The organism is Paenibacillus sp. FSL H8-0332 (assembly GCF_037963835.1).
GTDB lineage: Bacteria > Bacillota > Bacilli > Paenibacillales > Paenibacillaceae > Paenibacillus_AQ > Paenibacillus_AQ rhizoplanae.
This window is the reverse complement of the sequence record NZ_CP150145.1, coordinates 1-26,488: the sequence shown is the minus strand read 5'-3', so window position 1 is coordinate 26,488 and position 26,488 is coordinate 1. Positions and strand designations below refer to the sequence as shown.

23 protein-coding genes are annotated in these 26,488 nt (G+C 52.4%); 11 read left to right on the top strand and 12 right to left on the bottom strand.

Annotation, left to right across the window (positions count from 1 at the left end):
- The first annotated feature begins 663 nt into the window (after positions 1 to 663).
- Positions 664 to 3,009, top strand: a complete 2,346-nt coding sequence (locus tag NST43_RS00115; RefSeq protein ID WP_339221738.1) for a UvrD-helicase domain-containing protein — start codon at positions 664 to 666, stop codon at positions 3,007 to 3,009.
- A gap of 88 nt (positions 3,010 to 3,097) precedes the next feature.
- Here the strand turns inward: NST43_RS00115 and NST43_RS00110 are convergent, their stop codons facing one another.
- On the bottom strand, positions 3,098 to 4,426 hold the full coding sequence (locus NST43_RS00110) for a 6-phospho-beta-glucosidase (RefSeq protein ID WP_339221737.1): 1,329 nt from the start codon (positions 4,424 to 4,426) through the stop codon (positions 3,098 to 3,100).
- A gap of 273 nt (positions 4,427 to 4,699) precedes the next feature.
- On the opposite strand from NST43_RS00110, the gene NST43_RS00105 reads away from it, so the two are divergent.
- Positions 4,700 to 5,416: a GntR family transcriptional regulator gene (locus tag NST43_RS00105; protein WP_036723582.1), complete on the top strand. Its 717-nt coding sequence runs from the start codon at positions 4,700 to 4,702 to the stop codon at positions 5,414 to 5,416.
- A gap of 92 nt (positions 5,417 to 5,508) precedes the next feature.
- On the opposite strand, the gene NST43_RS00100 is transcribed toward NST43_RS00105, so the two are convergent.
- Positions 5,509 to 8,052, bottom strand: coding sequence for a hypothetical protein (locus tag NST43_RS00100; protein ID WP_339221736.1), 2,544 nt, complete (start codon positions 8,050 to 8,052; stop codon positions 5,509 to 5,511).
- 23 nt (positions 8,053 to 8,075) lie between these two features.
- Positions 8,076 to 10,007, bottom strand: coding sequence for an S-layer homology domain-containing protein (locus NST43_RS00095; RefSeq protein WP_339221735.1), 1,932 nt, complete (start codon positions 10,005 to 10,007; stop codon positions 8,076 to 8,078).
- 617 nt (positions 10,008 to 10,624) lie between these two features.
- On the opposite strand from NST43_RS00095, the gene NST43_RS00090 reads away from it, so the two are divergent.
- The 3 genes from NST43_RS00090 to NST43_RS00080 all read left to right on the top strand — a co-directional run bounded on the left by NST43_RS00090 (position 10,625) and on the right by NST43_RS00080 (position 13,882).
- Complete coding sequence (locus NST43_RS00090) at positions 10,625 to 11,920, top strand: extracellular solute-binding protein (RefSeq protein WP_339221734.1); 1,296 nt, start codon at positions 10,625 to 10,627, stop codon at positions 11,918 to 11,920.
- Between the two features lie 86 nt (positions 11,921 to 12,006).
- On the top strand, positions 12,007 to 12,891 hold the full coding sequence (locus NST43_RS00085; protein WP_339221733.1) for a sugar ABC transporter permease: 885 nt from the start codon (positions 12,007 to 12,009) through the stop codon (positions 12,889 to 12,891).
- A gap of 112 nt (positions 12,892 to 13,003) precedes the next feature.
- On the top strand, positions 13,004 to 13,882 hold the full coding sequence (locus NST43_RS00080) for a carbohydrate ABC transporter permease (RefSeq protein ID WP_339221731.1): 879 nt from the start codon (positions 13,004 to 13,006) through the stop codon (positions 13,880 to 13,882).
- 127 nt (positions 13,883 to 14,009) lie between these two features.
- Here NST43_RS00080 and NST43_RS00075 read toward each other — a convergent pair whose 3' ends face one another.
- The 3 genes from NST43_RS00075 to NST43_RS00065 form a co-directional block, all read right to left on the bottom strand.
- Positions 14,010 to 14,594 carry a 50S ribosomal protein L25 gene (locus tag NST43_RS00075; RefSeq protein WP_339221729.1) on the bottom strand — a complete coding sequence of 195 codons (585 nt, stop codon included), beginning with the start codon at positions 14,592 to 14,594 and terminating at the stop codon, positions 14,010 to 14,012.
- Between the two features lie 84 nt (positions 14,595 to 14,678).
- Positions 14,679 to 15,626 carry a DUF1861 family protein gene (locus NST43_RS00070; RefSeq protein WP_339221728.1) on the bottom strand — a complete coding sequence of 316 codons (948 nt, stop codon included), beginning with the start codon at positions 15,624 to 15,626 and terminating at the stop codon, positions 14,679 to 14,681.
- Positions 15,592 to 15,888: a helix-turn-helix domain-containing protein gene (locus tag NST43_RS00065; RefSeq protein ID WP_209992864.1), complete on the bottom strand. Its 297-nt coding sequence runs from the start codon at positions 15,886 to 15,888 to the stop codon at positions 15,592 to 15,594. The genes NST43_RS00070 and NST43_RS00065 overlap by 35 nt, the downstream gene beginning before the upstream one ends.
- A 201-nt stretch (positions 15,889 to 16,089) precedes the next feature.
- Between NST43_RS00065 and NST43_RS00060 the strand changes: the two genes are divergently transcribed.
- From NST43_RS00060 to NST43_RS00050, 3 genes are read left to right on the top strand one after another with little or no spacing between them, the layout of a single operon-like run.
- Positions 16,090 to 17,271 carry a glycosyltransferase family 4 protein gene (locus NST43_RS00060; RefSeq protein ID WP_339221727.1) on the top strand — a complete coding sequence of 394 codons (1,182 nt, stop codon included), beginning with the start codon at positions 16,090 to 16,092 and terminating at the stop codon, positions 17,269 to 17,271.
- The gene (locus NST43_RS00055; protein ID WP_339221726.1) at positions 17,271 to 18,377 is read left to right on the top strand and encodes a glycosyltransferase; all 1,107 of its coding nucleotides are present in this window, start codon (positions 17,271 to 17,273) and stop codon (positions 18,375 to 18,377) included. The genes NST43_RS00060 and NST43_RS00055 overlap by 1 nt, the downstream gene beginning before the upstream one ends.
- A complete protein-coding gene (locus NST43_RS00050; RefSeq protein WP_339221725.1) occupies positions 18,370 to 19,452 on the top strand; it encodes a mannose-1-phosphate guanylyltransferase in 1,083 nt (360 codons plus the stop codon). Before NST43_RS00055 ends, NST43_RS00050 begins: the two co-directional genes overlap by 8 nt.
- A gap of 101 nt (positions 19,453 to 19,553) precedes the next feature.
- On the opposite strand, the gene NST43_RS00045 is transcribed toward NST43_RS00050, so the two are convergent.
- The 4 genes from NST43_RS00045 to NST43_RS00030 all read right to left on the bottom strand — a co-directional run bounded on the left by NST43_RS00045 (position 19,554) and on the right by NST43_RS00030 (position 23,248).
- Entirely contained in the window at positions 19,554 to 19,790 is a 237-nt protein-coding gene (locus NST43_RS00045) for a hypothetical protein (RefSeq protein ID WP_209992860.1), read from the bottom strand.
- A 68-nt stretch (positions 19,791 to 19,858) separates the two neighbouring features.
- Entirely contained in the window at positions 19,859 to 20,983 is a 1,125-nt protein-coding gene (locus tag NST43_RS00040) for a hypothetical protein (protein ID WP_339221724.1), read from the bottom strand.
- A gap of 103 nt (positions 20,984 to 21,086) precedes the next feature.
- Positions 21,087 to 22,559, bottom strand: a complete 1,473-nt coding sequence (locus NST43_RS00035) for a HAMP domain-containing sensor histidine kinase (protein ID WP_339221723.1) — start codon at positions 22,557 to 22,559, stop codon at positions 21,087 to 21,089.
- Complete coding sequence (locus tag NST43_RS00030; RefSeq protein ID WP_339221721.1) at positions 22,556 to 23,248, bottom strand: response regulator transcription factor; 693 nt, start codon at positions 23,246 to 23,248, stop codon at positions 22,556 to 22,558. Before NST43_RS00030 ends, NST43_RS00035 begins: the two co-directional genes overlap by 4 nt.
- 239 nt (positions 23,249 to 23,487) lie before the next feature.
- Between NST43_RS00030 and NST43_RS00025 the strand changes: the two genes are divergently transcribed.
- On the top strand, positions 23,488 to 23,898 hold the full coding sequence (locus NST43_RS00025) for a hypothetical protein (RefSeq protein WP_339221719.1): 411 nt from the start codon (positions 23,488 to 23,490) through the stop codon (positions 23,896 to 23,898).
- Positions 23,899 to 24,103: 205 nt separating this feature from the next.
- On the top strand, positions 24,104 to 24,547 hold the full coding sequence (locus NST43_RS00020) for an SMI1/KNR4 family protein (RefSeq protein ID WP_339221717.1): 444 nt from the start codon (positions 24,104 to 24,106) through the stop codon (positions 24,545 to 24,547).
- Positions 24,548 to 24,562: 15 nt separating this feature from the next.
- On the opposite strand, the gene NST43_RS00015 is transcribed toward NST43_RS00020, so the two are convergent.
- Positions 24,563 to 25,252 (bottom strand): helix-turn-helix domain-containing protein, encoded by a 690-nt coding sequence (locus tag NST43_RS00015; RefSeq protein ID WP_339221715.1) that lies wholly within the window; start codon positions 25,250 to 25,252, stop codon positions 24,563 to 24,565.
- 94 nt (positions 25,253 to 25,346) lie between these two features.
- Here NST43_RS00015 and NST43_RS00010 point away from each other — a divergent pair, with 94 nt between their 5' ends.
- Entirely contained in the window at positions 25,347 to 25,967 is a 621-nt protein-coding gene (locus NST43_RS00010; RefSeq protein ID WP_339221714.1) for a flavin reductase family protein, read from the top strand.
- Here NST43_RS00010 and NST43_RS00005 read toward each other — a convergent pair.
- Positions 25,964 to 26,488, bottom strand: a complete 525-nt coding sequence (locus tag NST43_RS00005; protein WP_209992853.1) for a helix-turn-helix domain-containing protein — start codon at positions 26,486 to 26,488, stop codon at positions 25,964 to 25,966. The two genes, NST43_RS00010 and NST43_RS00005, sit on opposite strands and share 4 nt — an antisense overlap.

Below are 26,488 nucleotides of genomic sequence, written 5' to 3'. Positions count from 1 at the left end.
TGGAGGCCGATTCGCTAAATTGGCAATCCCAAGCCTCGACCATGGAGGAATCCACGGCAAGATGGGTGCCGGTCACATAGCCTTAGGGTCTTTTTCCCCAGCGCTAACAAGACCGGAGCCAGATTTAAGTGCTCAAAGATTTGGCTGTATTTATCTTCCGGGCCCATCAGGAGCAATTCCTCAAAGGAAAACAGTTCTTCTTGTCGAATAGAAAATAGATAGGGATTACCTCTTTTCATTCTCGGGTGTTGGTTTCGTCACCTGTAACTTCGAGAATTTGGGGAGATATTCCTTTTTCTATGCTCAAAAAAACCAGGTATAGCACAGGTTTTGAATTATGAAATTGTCTCTGAAATACAGCAATTATCTGGATCATTTGCTTAAATAAGGTGGAATGCTGCGTTGTATACAACAACTTTGGGATTTAGCGATATTTTCGGAGGGCAATGTTGTATTTCGTGCAGGATTTAGAACTGGAGAGCGACAGCTTACGCCCGGAAGTTCCCCACAGGCCAACTCGCAGCATTAGATCCGCAGTCACCGGTTCTCCACTCCCAACAACAGCCAGATATCCCAAGATACAATATCAGGCAGGCTAGTCCTTAATCCGTATCTTCATTTCAACTTGCAGATAAGCTTATAGAATAAACGAAGGTGAACTTAATGAACAAGCTCTTATTTCATAATATCCCGCTGGGAGCCAGCGGTGAGAATATACCACAGGCGAAGGTAGCCTCAGCCCGGACGAGCCGGGAGACGGTACAGCCGGGGGACAGCGATGCGGCTTATTTCAGGCGGCTGGAGGCCGGGGGCATTCTGCTCAATCCGCCGCAGGTCTCGGCGGTACGCCATCATCTCGGGCCGCTGCTGACACTGGCTGGAGCCGGCTCCGGCAAAACCTCGGTGCTGATCTGCAGAACCGGGTATTTACTGTCTGTGCGCGGCGTCGCCCCAGGACGCCTGCTGCTGCTGACCTTCTCCAGCAAGGCAGCAGCAGAGATGCGCGAGCGGATTGCCCTGCTGCCCGGGGTGAACGAGGGGGATGCTGCGCGCCTGCAGGCGCGTACGTTCCACTCGTTCTTTCTTTATTTCCTGCGGCGGCAGGGGATGCGGCAGGATATTTTCAGCGAGACCCGCCGCCAGCATATTCTGCTGAAGCAGATTATGCGTGAGCTGGGACTGCCGAAGGATGCCTATCCGCCGGAGAATCTGCTCAGTCTGCTCTCGGCCTGCAAGATGAACATGGGATTGCCCGGGCAGCTGCCGGAAACTACAGAAGCAGAGAAGGAGATGAAGGCTATCCTGGCTGCGTATGAGCAGTGGAAGATCGATCATTTCAAGATCGATTTCGACGATGTGCTGCTGCTCGCCTACCAGATGCTCCGCGAACAGCCTGCGCTGCTGCGGGAGCTGCAGCAGCAGTATCAATATGTGATGGTCGATGAGTTCCAGGATACGAATGCGCTGCAATATGAGCTGGTGAAGATGGTTGCTGCTCCGCAGGATAATCTGATGGTGGTCGGCGACGATGACCAGACGATCTATTCCTTCAACGGAGCCCGCAGCGAGTTCATCCTGGAGTTCGAGAAGCTGTATCCGCAGGCTAAGGTGATCACGCTGGATATCAACTACCGGTCCGGCCCGGCGATCATTGGGCTGGGTAACGGTATCATCCGCCATAATTCACGGCGCCGCGCCAAGACACTACAGGCCGCCCGCAGCAGCGGTCTGCCGCCCCGTTATCTGCGTCCGCAGACGGCAGATGACGAGGCCGCGCAGATTGTGGAGCATATTGAGCGTGAGACTCAGAGCGGGACCCGGGAATTCCGTGATTTCGCTCTGTTATACCGCGCGACAAGCAGCAACCGGGCAGTCCTGGAGCTGCTGCTGCTGCGCGATATTCCTTATATAGATTATGGGGAAGGCCAGCTGCTGTATGAGCATTGGCTGATCTCTCCGGTGCTGGATCACCTGCGACTATCGGTGAACCGCCGGGACTTCGCCGCCATGGAGAATATTCTGCCGACACTCTACATGAGCCGGGACAAGGGAATGGAGCATATCCGGCGCATGGAGGCGGTGCAGGCGAAGCAGGGACCGTTAATTCATCTGCTGTCCATGCCAGGGATGGAGGATTTCAAGGGAGTCAGGCTGCGCGAGCGGCTGGACCTGATCCGCGGCCTGCGGGAGCTGACGCCGCTACAAGCGATCCGCCAGATCCGCACGGTATTCTACGATTATTTCATCGAAGGCAGCGAGCGCCATCAGGCTACGCTGCACCGGGAGACGCTGAAGGAAATGCTCGATGAGCTGGAGGCCTCGGCAGAGCGCTTCGCTACGATTCCGCTGTTCCTCGAATTCATCGACAACGTAACAGAGCGCAATGAGCAGAACCGGCAGCCGGGGCTGAAGGAGCAAGGCAACCGGGTGGCGCTGATGACCATTCACAAATCCAAGGGACTGGAGTTCCCCGTAGTCTTCCTGATCGGAGCCTCCGAGGGCATACTTCCGCACAGCTCCGCCTTGGAGGAGGCCCGCCCCAAGGACCGCAAGCCAGGGAAGGCTTCGGTAACGGTGATCAGCACGGCTTCGGCCAGAGCCGCAGCCGAAGCGGGCATTGCCGCATTAGAAGAGGAGCGCCGGCTCGCCTATGTGGCCGTTACCCGGGCCAAGGAGGAGCTGTTCATCAGCTCGCCCGCCAGGCATCGGGGCAAGAAGGCGGAGGTCTCACGCTTCATGCTCGCGGCCTTCCGCTCGGCGGCGCGCCCGCAGGCACCAGCTCCGGCCGCCGGAGGGAGCAGCCCGGGCAGAATGCCTATCACCCGCAGCAGCGCCCCGGGTTCAGCCGCAGCGAGAACACATACTGTCCCGGTCTGGACATGCACCGGCAAAGCCTGCCCGGGCTGGACCCGGATGAAGGCAGGCGGGGCTGAGGATCATCTGACCTCCAAGCCCTGCCCGCTCTGCAAATCCCCGATGGAGAACAGCACCCGGGAAGTCCCTGTATAACAGGACACACGGCTGCCATGCATAACATCAGCCCCTTTCAGCAGCTAATCGGCGCTGCAGAAAGGGGCTGATAATGTTATTCCCGGGTTTATCTTGCCCGCACCCGGAATTGGGGCAGGTATTCGGCATTCTGCTCCAGAATGTCGGCCAGCACTTCCTTGGCGATCCGCTCGTCGCCCACCAGCGGGTGGATCGTCAGCGCCTGCAGTGCCGAGGCATAATCTCCTCTCACTGCAGCATCTATGGTCAACTCCTCGTAAGCCTTCACTACCTGAAGCAGACCTCTGATCTGCGGGGGAAGGGGCTTGCTTGGTGCAAGCGCATGCGGCCCGTCGGATTTGATGACACAGTTGATCTCAATCGAGACATCACCCGGAAGATCCGGAATAATCCCCTGATTACGCACATTGACGGTCTGAATATCACCGGTATCATTATAGATGGACTTCATCAATTGAACCGCCGCTTCCGAATAGTAGGCACCGCCGCGTTGCTCCAATTGAGCCGGCTTACTGTTCACTTCAGGCTGCTTATAGATCTCGAATAGTTCGGCTTCCACTTCCTTCACATCATCGGCACGTGTCTTGCCGCTCTCCTGGTAATGCTCAGAGATCTCGCGGTACATCTCTTCCTTCATATAGTAGTAACGGTGATAAGGGCAAGGAAGTGCACCCACGGACTGAATGAACTCCGAATCCCACTCCAGATCGGGGATGTTGGCCATCGAAGGCCCCTTGGCTCCCGACAGCTTATTGAGAAAGTCCTCCGTCACATCCTCCCCTTCAATCAGTACCCGGGTCGTCCAGTTGAGGTGATTGATCCCGACAATCTCAATGAACATCTGCGATTGCGGAACCCCGTACAGCTCAGCGATCTGCATCTTCGTGCTTATCGGAAGATTGCATAGTCCCACAGACTTGACCCGGGAATGCTTCGAGACAGCTTCCGTAATGATACCGGCCGGGTTGGTGAAGTTAATCATGAACGCATCCGGAGCCAGTTCCTCGATATCCCGGCAAATATCCAGAATGACCGGAATGGTGCGGAGCGCCTTGGCGAACCCGCCCGCACCCGTCGTCTCCTGGCCGATTAAATGGTGGGCCAGCGGTATCTTCTCATCTCTGGAGCGTGCATCCAGCATACCGACACGGATCTGCGTAGCGACAAAATCCGCACCGCGAATCGCTTCGCGCCGGTCCAGTGTCGTATGCAGCCTGATAGGCTTGCCGCTTGCATCAATCATACGCTGCGCCAGTTCCCCTATAATTTTCAGCTTGCCCGCCCCTGCTTCAATATCTGCCAGATACAGCTCAGCAACCGGAAATTCATCATGATACCGGATCAGACCTTCAACAAGCTCCGGCGTATAGGAGGAACCTCCTCCGATGACTGCGATTTTCAAGTGTTTCTTCTTCATTTGTGATTTCCTCCGTCTCTCTTGAAATGCTCTATCAATGCCCCAGTTAGATGTTTATAATAACAATTCTATTTATTGTTCCTACAAACACATGTCCTTTTTTAACCTTTTTTCTCCTCATTGGATTTTCTAATCGCTCAAATGATTTGTGAATCTCTATACCAGGCAAAGGGTGCACACATTTTGGATTCAAAATCCCGTCATTTCCATATGGTTTCTCCGGCTCTTTTTCCGTGATATAATATAACAAATTGGCATCGGAGGAAACTTGTAATGACAAAGAGAACAAATAATACATTATATTTCAATATTAAAGAACAACTGCTCAAACAGATTCAATCCGGCTTCTATGCTGTCGGAGAGAAGCTTCCCACCGAAGCCGCTTTATGCGAGATGTTCTCCGCCAGCCGGACCACCATCCGCCTCGCGCTCAGCGAACTTGAGGTTCAGGATATTCTTGAGCGGCACCAGGGCAAGGGTACCTTTGTCAAACGGAAGGAGCTCCAGCTTAACCAGAAACGAAGCTTCACTGAAGATGTGCTGATGAGCGGCAAAGAGCCGACCAGTACAATTATCGAAGCCAAAGTGACACCTGCGGAAATCCCGCTCAATGAATTCCTCAATATTCCGTTGAAAGCACCGGTAAACCAGCTATTGCGGCTCCGCTATGCCGATAATGAACCGCTCTTGTATGAGACTACTTATATTGCCTGGGATCTCGCCCCGGGGCTCATTAATGAATATAAGGATGGATCGCTCTTCTCCTTCCTTGAGTCAGAGTATAACCTGAAGGCCCACCGCTCTGTGGAGCAGCTGAAGCCTGTACTCGCGGACAAAACAGCCAGCAGGCTGCTTGGTGTTAAAGAAGGCTCCCCTTGCCTGCAAGTGAGAACTTTTACGTATTTGGCCGACGGTTCCCCGCTGGAATACAGCTTCGGCGTATTCCGGGGCGATTTCCCCAGCTATACTATCGAGAGACAGTTTGGATGAAGGAAGGCCGGGCGACCGTCAGCGCAGAGAGCATACGGAGCACCCCTGCATGGGGCGCTCCGGCTCCGTTACCTTCAGTTCAGTAAGCCCTGTTACTCCTTGATGATTTCAAAATAACGCCCCAGCCAGTAGGGCAGTGTGAATACCGAACCAGCCTCAATGCCGCCTGAATGGTAGTTATACCCCGGATTGGCCCCGGTAGTCTGGCTGTCATTTTCAAAAGGATTCGAGTTATGCTTAATAATGCGCCGCTCATCCGGAGCCAGTGCGTAGTTCGTCTGTTTATAATCATCGCGGTCACCCGGTTCAATATACAGCACATCCTGACGGTCCCACTGCACCGGGAATTCAATCTGGAATTCAGGGAAACGGTACAGGAAGCGGACAGCCGACTGCAGATCGACATCGGTTTTGTCCGGATGCGCAAGCTGGTAGAGGAAGGTGTAGAACGGATTCTCCTCCCGCACCTCATTGGAGTACCATTGATCATAGGCTGCTACAATCTGTGCATGTCTGCCTGCATCCTGCTCAAGCGTAACAAGTATGAATACCGGGAACCAGCCCAGCTCTTCATCCGAGTAATTGATATATTGGGTCCAGTCATTATGAAGCGTCGCATTGGTGTTCGTGCCATCGCCTGCATTATCCATAGTTACCGGCTGGTTGCCGTTCTCGCTGTAAGCATTGGTAGCCTGACGCACGAGTCTGCGCTCAATATAATCCTGCGCCATCGCCATATAGCCCCGGCCGTTGATATACGGCTCTTCCTTGCTGTAGCTGCCGGCAAAAGCCTGCTCATAAGCCAGCTCATACTTGGCCGAATCAGCCGGATAGCTCGCTGCGACAATATAGCTTGCTGATTTCAGCGCAGCCATGACTTGCAGTGCGTTGAGCGGACCGTCTTCGTAACCGTAGGACAGCGCATCATCCCCTTTTTCGTCAACGCCGATCTTGGACTGCCACTGTACCTGCTGCTCCATAACGCCAAGGCTGTCGTTGAAGTATTTGGCGAACCATCTGGACCACTGTGTTGATTTGCCGGTAGCATCCTCAATGTAATAATGGTCGTCCTTCAAAATCAGCTCTGTCATGCGGTGCGTGGTTTCTTCAATGAGGGATTTCAGCTCAAGAAGTTCAGGATCGGTGCTGTCACCGACCAGATATTTATAAGCTGTATAGAACATGGCATAATGGCCATCCACTTCATCTGCAGAAGTATCTGCCTTATACACAATCTGGTTCATGTCGATATGCCCGTCCACAATGGCGCTATCCGGGAACAAATCATTGAAGAATTCCGGAATCTGCTCGTAGACAGGAGCTGTCAGCTGAAACAGCGGCTTATTATTGATGCCCGTTGTTTTATCTTCCTTCGCGTCATTGTTGTTGGTGGCGGCTGTAATGACAGGCAGCACCTGATAGACTGCGCCGGTTACGGTAGTTCCAACCCGTGTCTTGATATCAATTCCCAGCTTCTGGCCTTCAGGACGCGTCAGGTTCAGCTCGTCAATGGCGGCTTGACTAAGCCCAAGCCCATTGTAATTGAGCACATCCGTACCTCCGCTCGGGAACAGCGTGGAGCCTTTTTTGTTCTCTGCATCTTTGGTTACCCTCACCATGGAATAGCCGATAGGCTCAACCCCGTCGTTACGCTGCATGCTTGGAATGATTCCATTCGGGTTAATCATGTCCGGCCCGACAAAGTTCTGGAACCAGAAGCCGTTCTGGGATTGGTAGCCGTACACTGAATTGCCCACTGTAGCCGCACTCTCTTCGCTGGTCAGCATATAGGAGCGTGCCGGAAATCCGTTTCCGCGTCCGGAGACATAATCGAGCAGCAGAACGGCCTTGGTCGCTCTAAGCGCCGCCGCTCTTGCATCAGCAATTTCTGCCTGCTCCCCGGAAGCCGGGCTGGCACCGTACTGCTCCTGCAGTGCTTTATAGCGGAAAATCTCCCCCATTGCATACATCGCTGTCCATAGACCGTCATTGTCACTGGTGGTAGGTGTGGATGTGAACACTCCGGTTGCAGAGTTGTAATTAACCGCATCCAGCTTGCTGTCCGTCTCCGTAAAGGTAAAGCCTGCGCCATGAACCATGCCGCGCCGGTCCAGAATCGACTTCACCAGATCCTCATAGATAAACGATTTGTCATGCAGCGTCTTCTCCGGCATCGCGATATGCGTGACACCGCTCACTGTCCGGACCCAAATGCCGTTCTGCCCGTCACTGGCAAGTCCCGTCACATGATCGTCTCCGCCATACAGATACCTTGGTCCGGCCATATACTGAACAATATCCTTGGTATCGCTTGCGCCGAAATCAACCCGCTGCAGGCCGGTCTCCGTTCCAATCCAGTAGACGCCCCCGTCCAGCACGACGCTGGTTACATCCCCGGTTACCGACATCGGCAGGAATTTGAGTGCTGCAGCACCGGTGACCCATTCAAGGGTACCCGGGATGGAGGCGGATCCGGCTTTGTAATAGGTCATTTCTTTGGTCTGCACAGCCTCCAGCTTAACAGGAGAGTAGCTCGCACCAGGCAGCTTCTCCGCAAGCACGGGCGCCGCCGGCAGTACGAACAACGTTAAGGCAAGCAGTGCACCCGTGATCTTCACGCCATTTCTCTTCATCATGTACATGGTAAGCTCCCCTTTCCTTATTGGTAGATATGCGATACGCCGGTCTGTGTAATAGCCAGTACACCCGTACTTTCATCCGGTAAAAGCAGAAGCACCTTGTCATCGTACAATTGCTTGCCTTGTGCGGAATAACTGGTCATTTCATTACTTTTGAGATTGATTTTGGTGACTCCGCTGTCTGTTCCGATCCACAAATAAGTCCGGGTTTTGTCCAATACAGAGGTGTTAATCCCCCGCATAGAAGCAAATATGGAAGGTTTGATATTAAATTCATAGTTTACAAAGGTTATTGCATTCACAAGGTTCGGCATGGTCACATCCTTGTTCGCTATCGAAGGCGTGTATGAAGGGTCCTGGAGGAAGGTCAGGTATTGCTTGGCCAATCCTTCCGCTCCTGTGGAGCTGAACGAGCTTAAGGCTTCAGCATAGGTATACATCTCCGGAGCTTTGGGCTCAGGTGTTGGGGTTGGTTTCGTTGTCGGCGTCGGGGTTGGTTTCGTTGTTGGTGTCGGTGTCGGCGTTGGTTTCGTTGTTGGCGTCGGCGTTGGACTCCCTGTATCCGGGCTGGGGGTTGGAGCCTGAGTGGGAGTAGGGGGTGAGCTTCCCGTGCCGCCGCTTGAACCGGCCCCTCCCGAATTGCCGGCCGCCGAAGTGATCAGATGACCTGAAGCATCAAAGTCTTGTCCGCCTATGCGCACCTTCTCAGCATTCATTGTCAGCTTGTCCGGCTTGACAGAGAAAGACACGCCTTCTCCATTGACCACAGCTTCCGTGATTGTCCCTTCGCCGGTTACGGCAGCAGCGCTGTTCAAGGTCATTTTCTTGACAAACCCGCCTTTATTCAGCTTAATCGCTGAGCCGCTTGCTTTAGACGAGACGTTGAAGCTTCCAATCTGGCCGCCCTCCAGCGTGAAGCTCGCCGGTGCAATCACATTCAGTTCATTTACATTCCCTGACACAGAGACAGCATCTGCGGAGGCCCCCGTAAACACGTTAACGGTACTTACCGTCTGATCCGATTCATTCACAATCCGGGCAGCAGAAGTTACATCAATCTTCCCGGCTGTTGTTTTCCCCTTCAGCAGAACCCTTACCGGAGAGGCGGGCTTGCTGATTACAATTCTGCCCACATGACTGTCCGTTAAGGTGATGCTGTTCATACCGCCGCCGTTTATGTAAACGACGCCTCCAATCTTTGCGTTGATGAGACTCAGATTACCTTCGCCAACGCCCGGAGTAATATATACATTCCCCGAGAAGTTCAGATCCGATAATGTGCCGCCTGCTGTGTTCACAATCAGGTTGCTGCCGGAGGTTCCCGAATGATCTCCGCCATCGGCAACCAAGAGGCCCATGGTGTTATTCATCATCTTCACGGCCTCGGCCCGCGTCAGTGCCTTCTTGGGCTGGAACGCGCCTTGCGGTGTGCCCGCCACATAACCGGCTTCCTTCATAGCATACACGGCTTCCTTGGACCAGCCCGCAAGTTGAGCATCATCGGTAAACGGCACGAAGGAATTTCCGGAGGCTGTAACATTAAATACTCTGCTGAGAATCAGCGCCGCCTGCTCACGGGTCAGAACCTCCAGCGGATGGATCCTGCCTTCGCCATTACCAATAAGAGCACCGGCAGCAACCGCTTTGCTGATGTCAGAGGCATACCATGCCGTCTTAGGGACGTCGGTAAAGCTCTGGCCGCTCTCCTCACTGAAATTAAAGATCCGGTTAATCAGGGCGACGAATTCTGTTTTTCTGATTCCGTCATTCGGCAGAACGAGACCTTCCTGATTGCCTTTGAGCAGCCCCATCTCTTTCCACGAGGCTATTTCCTCTGCGGCCCATGCAGGAATCTTCTCCGCTACTTCTGCAGATGCTGTGGACACGCCCGTAAACGCCACGGATGACACTACGGCGAATACTCCAAGCGTCTGCTTCCATTTGAACTTCATATGCACTCCTCCTCAAGGTTTTGTTAAGCGGTACTTCAGCAGATAACTTCGTACACAACTGCTTCGGAAGCATGTGCTGCATAATCTCCAGGGGCGACATCCTTTTCAGGTTATCTTTTCAAATGGGCAGGTTTTATGATGTCACCTCCATGTCATATAATCAATGTTATTGTAGTAACATTTACCCACATTCTATTTTTAATCATAACAAATTGTCAATACATTTATTAAATAGAGAGATATTCTTCTTCCCTTTTCCATAAACTCCCATAACATCGTAAATTTCCATGTGAAATCAATGTTGTTTGCGCTTACAATAATCCATTGGTCAAAAATACTTACTGCTTACTTTGTGGAGAAAATGATTTTTATATGTCTTTTTGCATGAAAAAACAATTGACAGGCTCCTTGCTATCATGAATAATGAAAGCAATATTGTTACTACAAATATTCATTCCTCAACCAATCACACACAAAAACCAGAAACACCTCACTCAGACGAGTCATATAACATTACATTAAGGAGTGTGAATACGTAGGGGAGAGTAGGGACTAAGGATAAAGGGCGGAGTCGCGTCAACTTATTTGCCAATTCAAATCAAAGGAGCGATTAACGAATGAACAAACGGATGATTGCACTGATCTCAACGATGCTGGTTACCGCCTTAACGGGCTGCTCTTCTGCCGCTTCTAGTAACAGCCCGGCCAATAACGGAGGCTCCGGTGCAAGACCGGAAACACTCCGTATTGCTATGGGTTCGCCCGGCGAAGGATTGATCAAGGTCTGGGAAACGATCGGCAAGGAGTTTGAAGCGCAGCATCAGGGGATTAAGGTGGAATTCAGCTATCAGGATGATGACACCTATCAGACGATCGGATTGCCAAATCTGCTAAGCGGCAAGAACGCTCCTGACCTGTACTTTGAATGGGCGGGGCAGCGCCTGCAGACAAGAGTAACGGACGGTTATGCGGCGGATATTACAGAGCAGCTTCAAAGCTCAGGACTGAAGGATATGTTCGCGGAGGGTACCTTCAATGGTATGGTTACTGGCGGCAAGACGTATATGATTCCAACTGCGGGCGATGTGACGAACGTAATCTTTTACAATAAAAAGGTATTCAATGATCTGGGCCTTCAGCCGCCGGCCACCTGGGAGGAATTCCTTAAGGTATGCGAGACCATCAAGCAGGCAGGCATCACCCCGCTCGTGATCGGCAACTCCGATCTGTGGACGGCCGGCAACTGGGTCGCCCATATTATTTCCCGGGTTGTGGGCGAAGACGCCTACAGTGAAGCTATGCAGCTGAAGCAGCCGTTCAATTCGCCTGATTTTGTCAAAGCCTACGGTTACGTACGGGAACTCTGGGATAAAGGCTATATTAACGAGAATGTAACTGCCGCAAGCGACAGTGAGGCGGACATGCTGTTCCTGAACGGCAGCGGTGCCATGCACCCGATCGGCAGCTGGCTCGCTCCGACCGCAGTCGAAGAGACGCCGGAACTTGAGCTTGGCTACTTCAATACTCCTGCCATACCGGACGGCAAAGGCAATCAGGACAGTGTAATCGGCGTGTTGAACGGAATGGTGGTCAATAAAAACTCCAAGCTGATCGACGAGGCCATTGAATTCATGAAGCTCTACAGCTCCGCCGAATCCTCCAAGAAGCTGTCCGATGCCGGAGCTGTACCGATTACCAAAGACGGGATCGACAAGGAGACCATGCTTCCGCTCTCGCTGGAATTGAACGATTTGATGGAAAATGCTCCAGCGCTTGTGTCGCCGCCCGATACCGGCTATTCCATCGAAGTTGCCAACGCGCTCAACATGGCCACCTCTGAGGTTATCGGCGGCGCCAAATCACCTGAAGAGGCTCTGGCTGAGCTGGAGACCACCATCGCCCCTCTGAAGTAACGATGAGTCCGTCTACAAGGCGGATTCATCTGGAAATCGAAGATTACGCATCCCCCCTTATATAATCTTGAATTGGAGGTGGACCCATGTCCGGCCGAAGCAATAAGCTCTCTCCCTACCTGTTCATATCTCCAGCCCTCCTGCTGTTTGGCTTTGTTGTACTTGTCCCCGTCCTTATGACCTTCGTATTCAGCTTCTACGATTGGAACGGGATCGGCACTATGCAATTCACCGGCTTCGATAACTACATCCGGGCTTTTCAGGACCGTGTCTACATTAACTCCTACGGACACACACTTATCTATATTGTCGCCACTGTCTTTGTTGAAGTCATTGCCGGACTCGGGCTCGCAGGCTTAATCACGATGGGCCGCAAGGGCAGCGGACTATTCCGGCTTGCATTCTTCGTGCCCGTCATGCTGCCGATGATAGTCGTCTCCTACTTATGGAAATTCGTCTATAATTCCGACTTTGGCCTCATCAATATCCTGCTGGAGAAGATAGGCCTGGAGAGCTGGACCCGTGTCTGGCTGGGCAACCCCGATACCGCGCTTTATGCCATCTGCATCGTATCCGGCTGGGTCTACGCAGGCTTCTATATGACCATCTTTTATTCCGGAATCCAGCGCATCTCTAGAGAAGTCTATGAATCGGCCTATCTGGACGGCGCAGGGGAAGGACAGATCTTCTTCAAGATCAAGGTACCCATGATCCGTAATCTGGTGGAGACAGGCATCATGTTATGTGTGCTTACCGGCTTCCAGTCCTTCGATCTGTTCTATGTAATGACCAACGGCGGACCCTATAATTCAACCGAAATCGTTACGACCTATCTGGTCAAAGTAGTCTTTACCCATATGAGCATCGGCTACGGCTCCGCACTTGCCGTCATCATGACCATTGTGATCGCGGTGATCGGGATTGTGGCCGGCAGACTGAATAAGAAGGACTCCGGTGTACTGGAGTATTAAGAAGAAACGGCTTCGCAGTCCTCTGAAAGAGGCTTCAGGTGATGACTCAGGTACTTTGCGGGGACCCCGAAACATGTAAACTCTGAGATTATTAGAAAGTGAGGTGTACTTCTTGACGACCACAGCCCTGGATATCAAGAAAAACGCTTACAGCGGCGGGGAAGCAGCCAGCCGCAGAGCGTTCTCGCATATTCTGTATTATCTGTTCATGATCGTCATTTCCTGCTTCTATTTCTACCCGATCCTCTGGCTTGTGCTCTCCTCCTTCCGTGAGAACCGGGAGATCTTCTCCGCTCCGTTCGCACTGCCGGAACAGATCAATCTGCAGAACTGGTCCAAAGCCTGGACGGTCGGCAATATGAGCACCTACGCCAGCAACAGTGTAATTGTAACCTCGGCCACCGTTGCGGGCATCCTGCTCTTCGCGAGCCTCGCAGCCTTCGCCTTCAGCAAGCTCCGCTTCCGCGGAAGCAGCTTCCTGATGCTGATGTTCGTATTCGGACTGTTTATGCCGCTGCAATCCTTTTTCATTGCCCAGAGCTATATTTTTGAGCAGCTGAATTTGAAGGATTCCTATATGGGCTTAATCCTCCCTTACATTGGAACCGGTCTTCCGCTGGCCATATTCCTGCTCAAGGCATACCTGGATTCTATACCGAAAGAGCTGCTGGAGGCTGCCCGGATGGACGGCTGCGGCAACTGGCGGATGTACAGCAGGATTATCCTTCCGCTGCTTATTCCGAACATGGCCACCGTGGGGATCTTCTCAGCGCTGAATGCATGGAATGAGCTGCTGCTGGCCATGCTGTACATCCAGAATGATGCACTGAAGACGATTCCCATTGGCCTGCTGGCCTTCTCAAGCCGGTATATGACCGACTATAAGCTGCTTTTCTCCGCGCTGGCGATTATTACGCTCCCAATGATTGTCGTATACCTCTTTTTCCACCGCTACATCGTCGCCGGCCTGACAGAAGGGGCACTGAAATAACCTCCCCTAACTTCCTTCCTGTCCCCCACAACAACAAAAAGCCCCTTCGGGCAGACGTAGCGGAATCATGAAATATCATGAGCTTCCAAGTACGTTCTGCCCGAAAGGGCTATGCGTCATACTGTATTTAAGCCGGAGTAACTACTACCGGTTCTTCAACTTCTTCATGTACAGTCTTGATCTGAATCATGACCGTACTTGGATCGGTCAGCACTTCAATGCCATCCTGGAAAATCAGATCCGACACCAGCAATTGGTCGCCGATGGCAAGGCTGCTGATATCCACTTCCATGGAAGTAGGCAGATTGCCCGGCATACAGCGGACTTCTACTTCATAGATTTCCACCTGCAGTACGCCGCCTTCTTTGACGCCAGCAGCTTCGCCTGCAAAATGAATGGTAACCTTGCTGTCCATATTGATGCTCATATTCACATGCTGGAAATCAACATGCAGCACTTTACCGGACATCGACTGCTTCTGAAGGTTCTGAACCACTACCGGAATAGTCGTCCCATCCGACAGCTTCGCCTGCAGAATCGCCCGTGGATTCGTTCTCAGCATCTCCAGCAGTTCCTTCTCGTTCACTTCAAGACTAAGAGTATCTCTACCAATGCCGTACAGTACAGCCGGGATGCGGCCCTGTTTTCTTGCCACATTCAGGTTGGACTTTGTTTCCGATGTACGATTGCTTAGTTGAATAAATGTACTCATTGCTTGGTTCCCGCTCTCTTCGACCATAAATTCTTGTCATCTCAAGTGTAACATGACCATAGAATCTAGTCAAACCAAGTAGGATCAGACTTCATATTCGACAAAAGGATCAGGGATCTCAATTCTGTAGGCTTCCGCATCACTGACGCCTACAGACAATACCGCCCGGCCTTCCGCTCCGCGTACCAGTCCGCCGCTAAAAATCACATCCTGCAGATCGGGCCGTTTGCCCGGACCGATAGGGAAATCGCTTCTGGCCGCGATGATTTTAACCGGGGTAGTCTCCAAAGTGTCCGGATTAAGTGAGAAGACCATGGAGTAGTAATGCTTCTTCTCCATACGGTCGAAGCAGGCGATATGCCCCAGCACACCTATATGGCCATTGCGCAGCAGATGGGCTTCATTGGCTCCGCCCCACTCTTCCGGTACGAACTGATGCTGCAGGATCTCCGCCTCCAGGAAGGTCTGTTCATGCAGTTCCTCCAGTGAATCAATAATGGTGAAGCCAATCTGTCCTCTGCCGCCCCGCTCTCCCTGCGGCCTGGTCAGTACGCCGATTCTGCCATCCTGAAGCTCAATCAGCCGGATATCCTTCATCAGCTCCGGACCGGAGGCGAAATGGTGCAGCGAATCGATCCGGTATCCCCGGTAGAACTGGGTAACCCATGAGACTATCTTGGGCGGATTATCCCCAGCCGTAATCACTTCAACTCCGCCGACAATCAGCTCGCCCTTAATCCGGGTTACACAGGGGTCCTGCAGATTATAGGTGTGGGTATGCGCTCTGGGAACCCATACACCATCCTCGCCGGATGTAAAAAAGAAGACTTGAGAGAACTCACTATCCCGTTCCTCAACTCTTCCCAAGATCACTTCCTCCCCGTCATGCAGGAACGGAGCCGTTATATTGTAGACATCACGCCCGCCCACACCGGAGAAGACCAGCTTCTCCACGTGCACGGTACGGGGATTGGCATAAAAGGTATCCAGCAGTTCATTACAGGTTGCTGTCTTCGCCGGGCTCCTTGTCATTGCCTTCCTCCTCATATTCATTTGTCTTATCTATGGCCCAATCGTTCTCATCGGGTTCCATCCGGATCAATTCTCCGGGCTGAATATTGAAATACGTACACAGCTTCAGCAGCAGATCCCGGGGATACTGTACCATCTCGTCTTTGTACATCCGCCGGACGGAATCGAAATGGTAATTAATGTCCTTCGCTAGCTTGCGGATTGATAATTTCGGGTCATGCTTCTCCATAACCTCACTCAACTTACTGCGTATGACTGGCATCCATACACCTCCTACATCACTATATCCGGTGATTTCAAGAGAGTCAATAAATTGACAAGATTAAATGGTCATGTTATAGTTTGGGCAGGAAATAATTTGCAGAAACCAAATTTTATACCACTCATCCCCGGAAAATAAAGCCCTCTTTATTTTCTTTTTTTGTCCCCAAAAGTTCGATAATCAATAGGGAGGCTTTCTATTATGAACCACAGCAACCGCAATAAAAACATTGTTTTCCTGTCCACCAGCCTGCCTAGAGAATGCGGAATTGCTACCTTCACCCAGGATCTGCTGGATGAATTCACGAAGCTTCAGGGCTTCAACAAACCGCGCATCATCGCCATGAATAACAACGGGAACTACCGTTACACGGATCAGGTCATGCGGGAAATCAACCAACATCAGCTATCTGATTATATAGAATCAGCCAGAGACATCAACCAGTCAGATACCGATCTGCTAGTCATTCAGCATGAATTCGGCATCTACGGCGGAGAGAGCGGCGAATATCTGCTGCAGTTCACGGAGAAGCTTCAGGTTCCTTACGTGGTTATCTTCCATACTGTCTTAACCAAGCCTACTTCCAAGCAGCATGAGATTATCACCCGGCTCGCCGAAGGAAGCGTCAAGGTGGTCACCATGGCCCAGTCCACAGTAGAGGATCTGATCTCTGTCTATCATATTAACGCCGCCAAAATAGCATTCATTCATCACGGCGTTCCTTTTGTCCAGACCTCCACCCGTGCAGAGCTGAAGCTTCAATACAAGTTCGGCGAACGCAAAATCCTCTCGACCTTCGGCTTCCTGAGTCCCGGCAAGGGCATTGAATATGCGATTGAGGCTATGAGCGGCGTAGTGAAGCAGCATCCTGACGCGCTCTATATCATCTGGGGCAAGACGCATCCGGTTGTCAAACAAGAGATCGGTGAAGTATACCGTCAAAAGCTGACCGATCTGGTGCATGAATTAGACCTGGTCAATAATGTGCTGTTCGTCGACAAGCTGCTGACCCAGGAAGAGGTCATTGAGTCCCTGGTGATGTCGGATATTTATATGACTCCTTATCTGGGCAAGGAACAGGCCGTCAGCGGAACGCTCGCTTATGGAGTCGGCTATGGCAGAGTGATTATCTCCACCCCTTACCGCTATGCCGAAGAAATGCTTGCCGGAGGCAGAGGACTGCTGGCGGAATTCCGCGATTCGGCTTCCCTGGAGGCCTGTATTCTAGAGCTGCTGGACAGTCCGGCCAAAGTCCGGGATATGGAACAGCGTACACAGGCTCTCGGCAGTACAATGATGTGGAGTGAGGTTGCCAAGACCTATGCCGCCATCTTCCAGGACATCATAGGCCTTGCCACACCGGCTGACCGGAGTGTGATCTGATGCAGGCGCCAGCGGTGTTACAGTTCAATACCGGCTATCTGAAGCAAATAACCGATGACACGGGCATTTTCCAGCATACGAAATTCGGTGTTCCCGACCGTGCCAAGGGCTACACGACCGATGACAATGCGCGGGCATTAATCGCAGCCGTGCTGATGTACCGGCAGAATCAGGACACTGCTTCACTTGGTCTGATTCATACGTATCTCTCATTCGTCCATCATGCACAGACGGAGGAAGGTAACTTCCGCAACTTCATGGACTACAGCCGTTCCTTCCTGGAGGAGCGCGGCTCCGAGGATTGTCAGGGGCGCACACTCTGGGCGCTGGGGTTCGTACTCTCCCACTCCTCCATTCTGCCGGATAATCTGCTGAACACCTGCCGGTATCTGATCAACCAGGCACTGCCGCATATAAGTGGCCTGCGCTCTCCCCGCGCCTTGGGCTATGCCGTTATTGGCCTCAGCTATTTGCTTGAGACTCCCGGAGCACTCACCTACTCCTTCCCTTATCCGCATATACCAAGTACAGAAGAGGAACGGGCCTTCCTGCCTGAAGCCTACATTCAAGAACTTATAGAATCGGTCGCGGTCCGGCTGAATGACCAGTACAACCATACCAAGGGCGAGGGCTGGAACTGGTACGAAGACAGCCTGACGTACGGAAATTCGATGCTGCCCTGGGCGCTGCTTAAGGCTGCCACGCTCTCCGGCAATCCTGAGCTTCGTGTAACAGCCATAGAAAGTCTGGACTTCCTGATCTCCATGACCTTCGCACCGGAAGGCTATTACCGGCCTATCGGCAGCCATGGCTGGCTGCTGCGCGGCGGGAAGCCTGCTCTCTATGACGAGCAGCCGATCGAAGCCTGCGAGATGCTGCTCGCCTGCCGGGAGGCTGCCGCAGTGCTGCAGGAGCCGGCTTATCTGAAGCAGGCTGAATTATGCTACGCCTGGTACACGGGACATAATTCCTTGCAGCTCTCCCTGATTGATCCCCAGACCGGGGCTTGCTACGACGGGATTCACAGCTCGGGGCTGAACCTCAATCAGGGATCGGAGAGCATCATCTCCTTCACGATTGCCCATCTGGTGACTCACCATGAATAAATATGCAACGATCCTCGCAGGCGGAGGCGGTACCCGCTTCTGGCCATTGTCCAGACAGGAAATTCCCAAGCAGCTGCTGAACATCAGCGGCAACGATATTATGCTGAACGATACGATCGAACGCTTCAAGGGCATCATTCCGCAGGAGAATACCGTTATTGTGACGAACCGCACCCAGGCGGTCCTGCTGGAGAGCATCATGCACAGCAGTGTGCAGAAGAGCAATATTCTGATCGAGCCTGTGGCCCGGAATACTTCAGCAAGCATCCTGTTCGCGGCCTTCTCCATCCAGCAGATGAGTGAGGGGGATTCCTTAATGGTTGTCCTGCCTTCCGATCACTATATTACCGATGAGCCGCAGTTCCGGCTTACGCTGGACGAAGCCTGCACCGTCGCGATGGAGAGTGACGCCATTGTCACGATCGGGATCAAACCGACCTTCCCGTCCACCGGCTACGGCTACATCGCTTATGACAAAGAGCCGATCGCAGTCAAACCGGTTGCCGTATACGATGTGGCTGAATTCGTGGAGAAGCCGGATTTCAAGAAGGCACAGGGGTATCTGGCCTCAGGCAATTATCTCTGGAACAGCGGGATCTTCATCTGGAAAACTTCGGTCATTATCGATAACTTCAAGCGTTATTTGCCGCGGTTGTATAATACGATGCTGCCGATCAGTGAAGCGCTCGGTACAGACCAGGAGCAGGAGACGATTAACCGGATCTATCCGCTGCTGCAGAATATCTCAATTGACTATGGCATACTTGAACGCTCTGATGAGGTAGTGGTGCTGTCCGGCCAGTTCGGCTGGAATGATATCGGCAGCTGGGACGCACTCGGCGCCATCTTCCCGCCTGATGATGAAGGCAACATTATCAAGGCCAATCATGTCGGCATCGACACCCGCAATTCCATTATCTATGGCAACGGGCGGCTGATCACCACCATCGGCGTTGACGGCTTCATCATCGCCGACACAGGGGATGCCATCATGATCTGCCCTAAGGACAAGGCGCAGTCCGTCAAAGACATCGTTGACCTGCTCAAGGAAAAAGGGATGCTGGAATATGTATAGGTGATGTCACGTAAGTTCTATTTGCATACAAAAGGGAGCGCTGCTGAACAAGCAATGCTCCCTTTGTTAAAATATAAGTTGGCCCTACGCCCATGCCAGTCTCAGGTCCAGGCCCACAGGAATCCGTCGCGGTCCCAGGCAATCCGGCCGCCATGCAGCTTACGGAAAGCCTTCTTCACTTCTTTGGACAGCGATGCATTGCCATTCTCATTTACGAATACAAATTCCTCACCGAAATTCGCCTTCACATATTCAATCGCAGCGGTCTGGTATAAAGTTCCTGTAAACTTAATCTCCTTCACCATCCACTCCGCCACTTCCTGTGCGGTTACTACCATTGGGGTATTGCTCCTTCCTGTTCATCCTGTTCGCAGATTCCCCCATTATACCATGAATCCCGCCGTTGTTATTCCAGAAGGCTGACCACGTAGGTCAGAAACTGATAGATATTATCCTTCAGCACCGTAGCTGTAGCCAGCAGCTTCTTGCCGGACGGACTCCAGTGAAGAGGGTCAGCCAGATGAAAATCATTCAGCACAGGCGTCTGCTCTCCGGTCTCCACCTCGGTAATGAACAGGTCCTGCTGGTCATCCGTTGAACCGGCCGCGGTGACCGCATAAGCCAGCAGCTTGCCGTCCGGCGACCAGCTGGTGCCGAAGATCTGCTGCCCCGAAGCTAGCTTAGACTGCTCATTGCCTTCGCTGTCACAGAGCTGCAGAGTCATCTCTCCGCGTCCGATACGCTCGACAATCGCCAGCAGACTTCCATCCGGAGAAGGAACCGCCCAGATTACATCTTTTCGCAGCACCTTGGTCTGCTTCGTCACTGTGTCATAGGCGCTAAGCTGGCTGTCTTCACCTGTAACATAGAGAATCCGGCTGCCGGTCTGAACCACCTCATGCACATACGGGATGCCCGTCTTCACGATCGTCTCCTGCTTGCCGGTTACATCAGCACTTAGAATATTGCCTTCCATATCGGGAAAAATCACATGCGCGTCATCCGCCCATTTCCCTTCCTCCACCCGAAACTCCCCATCACTTACCTTCACCGGGGCACCCCCGGACAGATCCATAATATAGCCGAATCCTGTGGGGTCATACAGCTCCTTGTAGAAAACATGCATCTTGTCCGGAGACAACTGCGGCGCGCCGTAATTCAGCTCTCCCGTCTGAAGCGGTGCTTCCTCACCTGTGGACAGGGTATGCAGATAGAGATTCAGCGGATACCGTTCCTGTCCTTCAATAACCTGCGAGGGAAGACTGCGGTTCTCCTTGGTCACTACCATTACATCCTCGCCGGCAAAATCCGTCCCCCGCACACCCTCCACCTTCTGTATGCCCGCAAGCTTCAGCTTCGTGTAGACCGGTTCGCTGATATTGTCGAGGACTGTAATTTTGCGGCCTGCCTTTTCTACAACCTCACGTGTATCTGTGTTCTCAGTACTACAGGCAGTAACCGATAGCAGAACAGCTCCGCAGAGCAGAATGCTCCAGATCTTGCCCCAGGCTCTATGGCTCTCATGATTCATTCAGGCTTCCCTCCAGCTCATCGCTCATGTTGCCTCTTCAGCATACCGGACGCTTATTTCCAAACCGCATCTCAAATATATCTAAGTTGTAAACATTATCCTTTCAGGACACCAGCGGAAAAGACAGCTCAAACGCCGCCCCTTCGCCTGAGCTTTCCAGCAAGGCAATGGTGCCGCCCTGCTTCTCCACCAGATTACGGACCAGCGAGAGTCCAAGCCCTGTGCCACCCGAGGCTCTGGAACGGTCACGGTTGACCGTATAGAACGCTTCGAAAATCTTATCCCGCGACGCCTCCGGAATGCCGATGCCGGAATCCTGAACAGTAATCCATACCCGCTGCTCCCTGACCTCGCTGTGCAGATAAATACTCCCCTGCGGGACATTATATTTGATCGCATTGTCCAGCAGATTGATGAAGATATGCATGAAGCTCTCCCGGTCGATCCAGATATGCGCAGGCTGGGCGTCAAGCGTGACTGTGAGGCCGTAGCGCTCCGCCTTGCCTTTCATCCGTCCGCAGATATCGCGCAGGGTACTCTCAACCTCCAGCAGCTCTGCCTGGGATTCAAAATCATACTTCTCCAGCGCCGTCAATTGCAGCACCTTATCCACCATCTCGTACAGCCGCTCTGTCTCCTTGGCAATACTCAGCTTGGCATCATGCAGCAACTTAGGGTCATCGTCATACATATTCAGCAGATCAACATACGCCTTAATCGAGGTCAGCGGCGTCTTGAATTCATGGCTGATGTTCCCGATATACTGCTTCTGCTGCTGCTCCAGCACCTGAAGCTTCTCCACAGCCAGCTGGAGCTTGCGCCGTTCATCGTCCTTGGCGGCAATGCTGCGCTCGATCTCCCGGCTCATGAAGTAGATGCCCTCGGCCAGCTCCCCCAGCTCATCCTTACGCCGCACCGGCGGAGCCGTGATATAGTTGGCACCGCGGATATCCTCCGCCGCCTTCTTCAGCCGCCCGATGGAGGCAGCCGCACGGTTGAAATACAGATACCCGAGGATGAAGCTGAACACCAGCACCACGCCGCCTGTGGTCAGGAACAGATTCAACAGTGTCTGCTGGAAGCTGCGGGCTCCCTCCAGGGAATACTGCAGCTGCACTACGCCCATTTGCCCCTCCGGTCCCTGTAGCGGAGCCAGGTAGAACAGCTTGTCGCCTTCACTCTGGTAGGCGACCTTGTTATTCAGCGCGTAGTCCAGCGCTGTGCTGAGATCCGGCTTGCCCGGACCCGGCCCAGGCTCGCCTTGCGCCGAGGTGCCCGCCTGCTGGCCCTGGCTGTCGTACAGGGTCACCTCCAGGCCGGTGAATCCGGCCAGCTCAGCAGCCAGCGCCTTGCCCCGCTGCTGCATGAAGACCTGCGGTGTAAGGCGCGCACCTGTATAGTAAGTCTGCTTCACGCGCAGATTGACTGTGTTGACATGCTGAGCCAGACTGCGCTCCGTCTGGCCCTGCTCATTGCGCTCCACGCCGCGCAGGACGAAGTAGCTCAGCACGCCGACGGCCAGAATCAGCAGCGCCGCCAGGAACAGGCTGAACTTCAGCTTAATACTGATTCTCATGAGTAGCTCCCCGCAGGCACTGCCTTATAGCCTACCCCGTAGACGGTTTGCAGGATATTCTGGTAGGGCTCGCCCAGCTTTTTGCGCAGCCGCTGGATATGAATATCTACGGTGCGCGTTCCCCCGGCATAGTCCATATCCCAGACCTGCTCCAGCAGCTCCTCGCGCATATACACCCGCTGCGGGTGCGAGAGCAGCAGATGCAGCAGATCGAATTCCTTCGGGGTCAGCTCCAGCGGCTCCCCGCCAAGCTCGGCGCTGCGCCGGTCTAGGTGAACCTGCAAGAGGCCGTATTCGATCAGCTCACTGCGGACCTCAGACGTATTCTTCTCCAGCCGGCGCAGCAGCGCCTTCACCCGGGCCAGCAGTTCGCGGATCTCGAAGGGCTTGGTCATATAATCGTCTGCACCCAGCTCCAGACCGACAATTTTATCAACAATATCATTCTTGACAGTGAGCAGAATGATTCCAATATCATCCCGGTCCTCCAGCTTGCGGCAGACATCATAACCGCTCAGCTTCGGCATCATTACATCCAGCACCAGCACATTCGGACGGAAGGTATTCGCCTTGCTTAGCGCTTCCTCCCCGTCACCGGCAGTATCGACCTCATAGCCTTCACGCCGCAGCGCGTAGGCAATCGCACTTACAATGGCCGGTTCGTCATCGACGACCAGTATTTTTTTCATAGACGGTTCATCCTTCCGCTCTCGCTTGTTCCGTTCGGGTAATGCCCTTCAAGAATAACGCAGATGAAGAAGCCGGAGCAAGGAACCGGCAGGGGCAAGCAAAGATTTAGGTTATCTTTAAGAAGACTTAAGCTTCATTTCAGTATTGCCTAGTAAACTGTACTTAGCTGAAGTTCACAAGCCGCCGTAAATAATGAACCTTGACCGATATAACCAACCACGAAAAGAGGATGATACACATGAATATAAAACATATGAATATTAAGCGCGTAATGATTGTAGGAACAATGATCGTAGCTATGTCGTTCGGAGGAACGGCCTGGGGTAAGCCGGCTTTACATACCCTTCCTGTCGCCAAATGGTCCACATCCGATGTGGCCGATACCGATGAGCTGCTGGATGCCCTGAACCTGAACCCGACCTCTGACGAAGAGCTATACGACGCCTTATATGACGGCAAATCCCTGCGTAACATCGCAGAAGAGAATGGCGGCAATGTCACCCAGATCATTAACCTGCAAGTCAAGCAGCTGACCCAGCAGCTCGAAGCCAGACTCGCCAGCGGCAGCATCACCCCGCAGCAGTTCAACGCACAGAAGGCCGAGCTTAGGGAGATTGTGGCGCAGAGTGTCGAAACCTCGTTTGGGTGAGTGAATCGGAGCAGCGACAATTAAATGTGGCTGAAAATATTTAAAAAGGCTGTCCTACGAGCAGGTACACTGCGCGTGGGACAGCTTTTTAATATCCGGCTCATATGCCTTCGCAGCTACATATTCAGATCATTCAAAGAGCACTATTGACCTAAGTCCCGCTCTTGTTATGATTAATAGATACCTTAGAAGTGGAGGAATAGCTATGAATGATGCGCTAATGGAACGTTTGCAGCTTTTTTTAACCAAAGAGGGGAATCAGAGTCTGCTCGGTACACCAGCAACAGAGGAACAAATCGCTGAGGCAGAGAAGCTACTGGGTCTGTCGCTGGATCAGGATTATGTTCAATTCATCCGAAGCTTTGGCGGCGCCTATGCCGGACTATCCGTACACGGCTTCAGCAACGGTTCCTCCATCGGACGGGAGAGTGTGACCGAGTTAACGTTGTCCTTCCGCGAGGATTACAAGGATACCGCTATGAGCGGGCTGCTCGCACGAAGCGCAGTCTTCTCCATGGACGGTTCGGGCAACCCGATCCTGCTTGACCCCGAAGGCCGGGTGCTGCTCATCGATCACGACAATGGAGATTACGAGGTGATCGCGGAATCGTTCGCTGCGCTGATTGAAGAGAATTTTATGGAGTGGTAGCTTTATCTCCTGCAGCTAATTCAAATCAAGTGAGAATACTTTTTCAAAACCCGCTTTTCCCTCATTGGTGACCTGTACCGCACGTGTACCCGGCAGACGCCGGACCCAGTCCAGCTCCAGGACTCTCTCCAGAAGGGCATTTCCCAGGGCTCCGGCCAGGTGGTGGCGGCGTTCGCTCCAATCCAGGCATTGATGTGAGAACAGACGGCGTTTCGTTGCAGCTTCATTCACATCAATGCCAAAGTCAGCAAAAAATTTCTTGCCATCCTCCGTCACCGTATACCTGTCCTTTTGTTCAAGTAAAATACCACTGCTTAGCAATGCATGGGTTAATTGCACCCCCACATTCCCGGCAAGATGGTCATAACATGTTCTGGCATAACGCAACGCCTTGTCCTGCGAGGATTGCCGTAAAGATTTAACTGCAACAGGCGGGGCAATAGACAATAAGGACTCCATCACCCGCGCCACTTCCAGGTTCCGAATCGCAAAGTAACGATGTCTCCCTTGTTTCTCAACGGCGACTACGTTAGCATCGATCAATTTTGCCAAATGAAAGCTTGCCGTTTGAGGCTTGATTCTTGCCATATATGCTAACTCGCTTGCCGAATGGAACCTTCCATCCAGTAAAACGGTTAATATTGCTGCCCTTGAAGCTTCACCCACTAGAGCTGCGATGATAGCAACATTCGGATTTGCCTGCATCCTAACCCTCCTTTTGCATTCCATACTTCGATGAGTGTTGAATTATTTATATTATACACTGAAGTAGGATATACAACATGGAAGGAGAAACACAATGAACCCTACGAAGCAAATGATGAACACTGTAACGATACAACCCAAGATTTTATATTATGGAACTCCTGTCATCTTACTGAACACCTTGAATGAGGATGATACCGTAAATATCAGTCCTATTTCATCCTCCTGGGCCTTGGGAGACTGTATTGTACTAGGAATTGGCCTTGGGGGAAAAGCCATCGAGAACCTGGAACGGCTTCCCGAATGCGTCATTAACATCCCCGGTCCCTCACTGTGGGAGAATGTGGAGCGGCTTGCCCCCTATACGGGTAAACATCCTGTCCCTGATGATAAGCAACAATACGGCTACTCCTATCAAAGGGATAAATATGCTGCCAGCGGACTCACACCTGTGGCGTCCCAAACGGTTAAGCCTTCACGAATTATGGAGTGTCCGTTACAAATTGAAGCACGCATCCAACATATCCGGATACCGGATCATTCGTCTGCCTTTGCAATCATTGAGGCACAAGCTGTTCATGTACATGCGCACCAGGATATTATTATGGATGACAAACATATCGATCCTCTGAAATGGAGTCCGCTCATCTACAATTTCCGCCATTATTTTGGTCTGGGTCATCAGCTTGGCAAAACCTACCGGGCAGAAACCTAATCCTTACGGTTAATGTCCCACGCTCCCATAGAGCAGAACTCGACCTTAAGGCTGGATGTGCCTGTAATATCTTCGAGAATCGGTACAATCAAATTGGAATAACGGTGATATAACCATTCTGAAGCAAAACGGCTCGGACTGTAGACGCAATAAGTCTCCCCCAGCTGTTTCCCCTTTGTGCCCTTGAACCAGGTGTTGAAGCTGGGTGGTGAGATGCGGCCTTGGATATGATCCAAAGCTTGCGTCCAGACCTCATCCGGCAGCTCGATGGGAGGGCTTACAATTTTCTCAGAAGCTGAATCGCGGCTAACGCTCTCCCCTAACAGAAGCTCCTCCACCGACTTCCCGAAGACCTGTCCAAGCTTCAGCAACACCCCGATATCAGGCAGGCAGTCACCCTGCTCCCACTTGGAAACCGCCTGATGGCTTACGCCAAGTAAGCTGGACAGCTCTGTTTGGGTCAGGGATAGCCTCTTCCTTAAGTTCAATATATTCTGCCCGGCTTTGTTATTATCTATCAA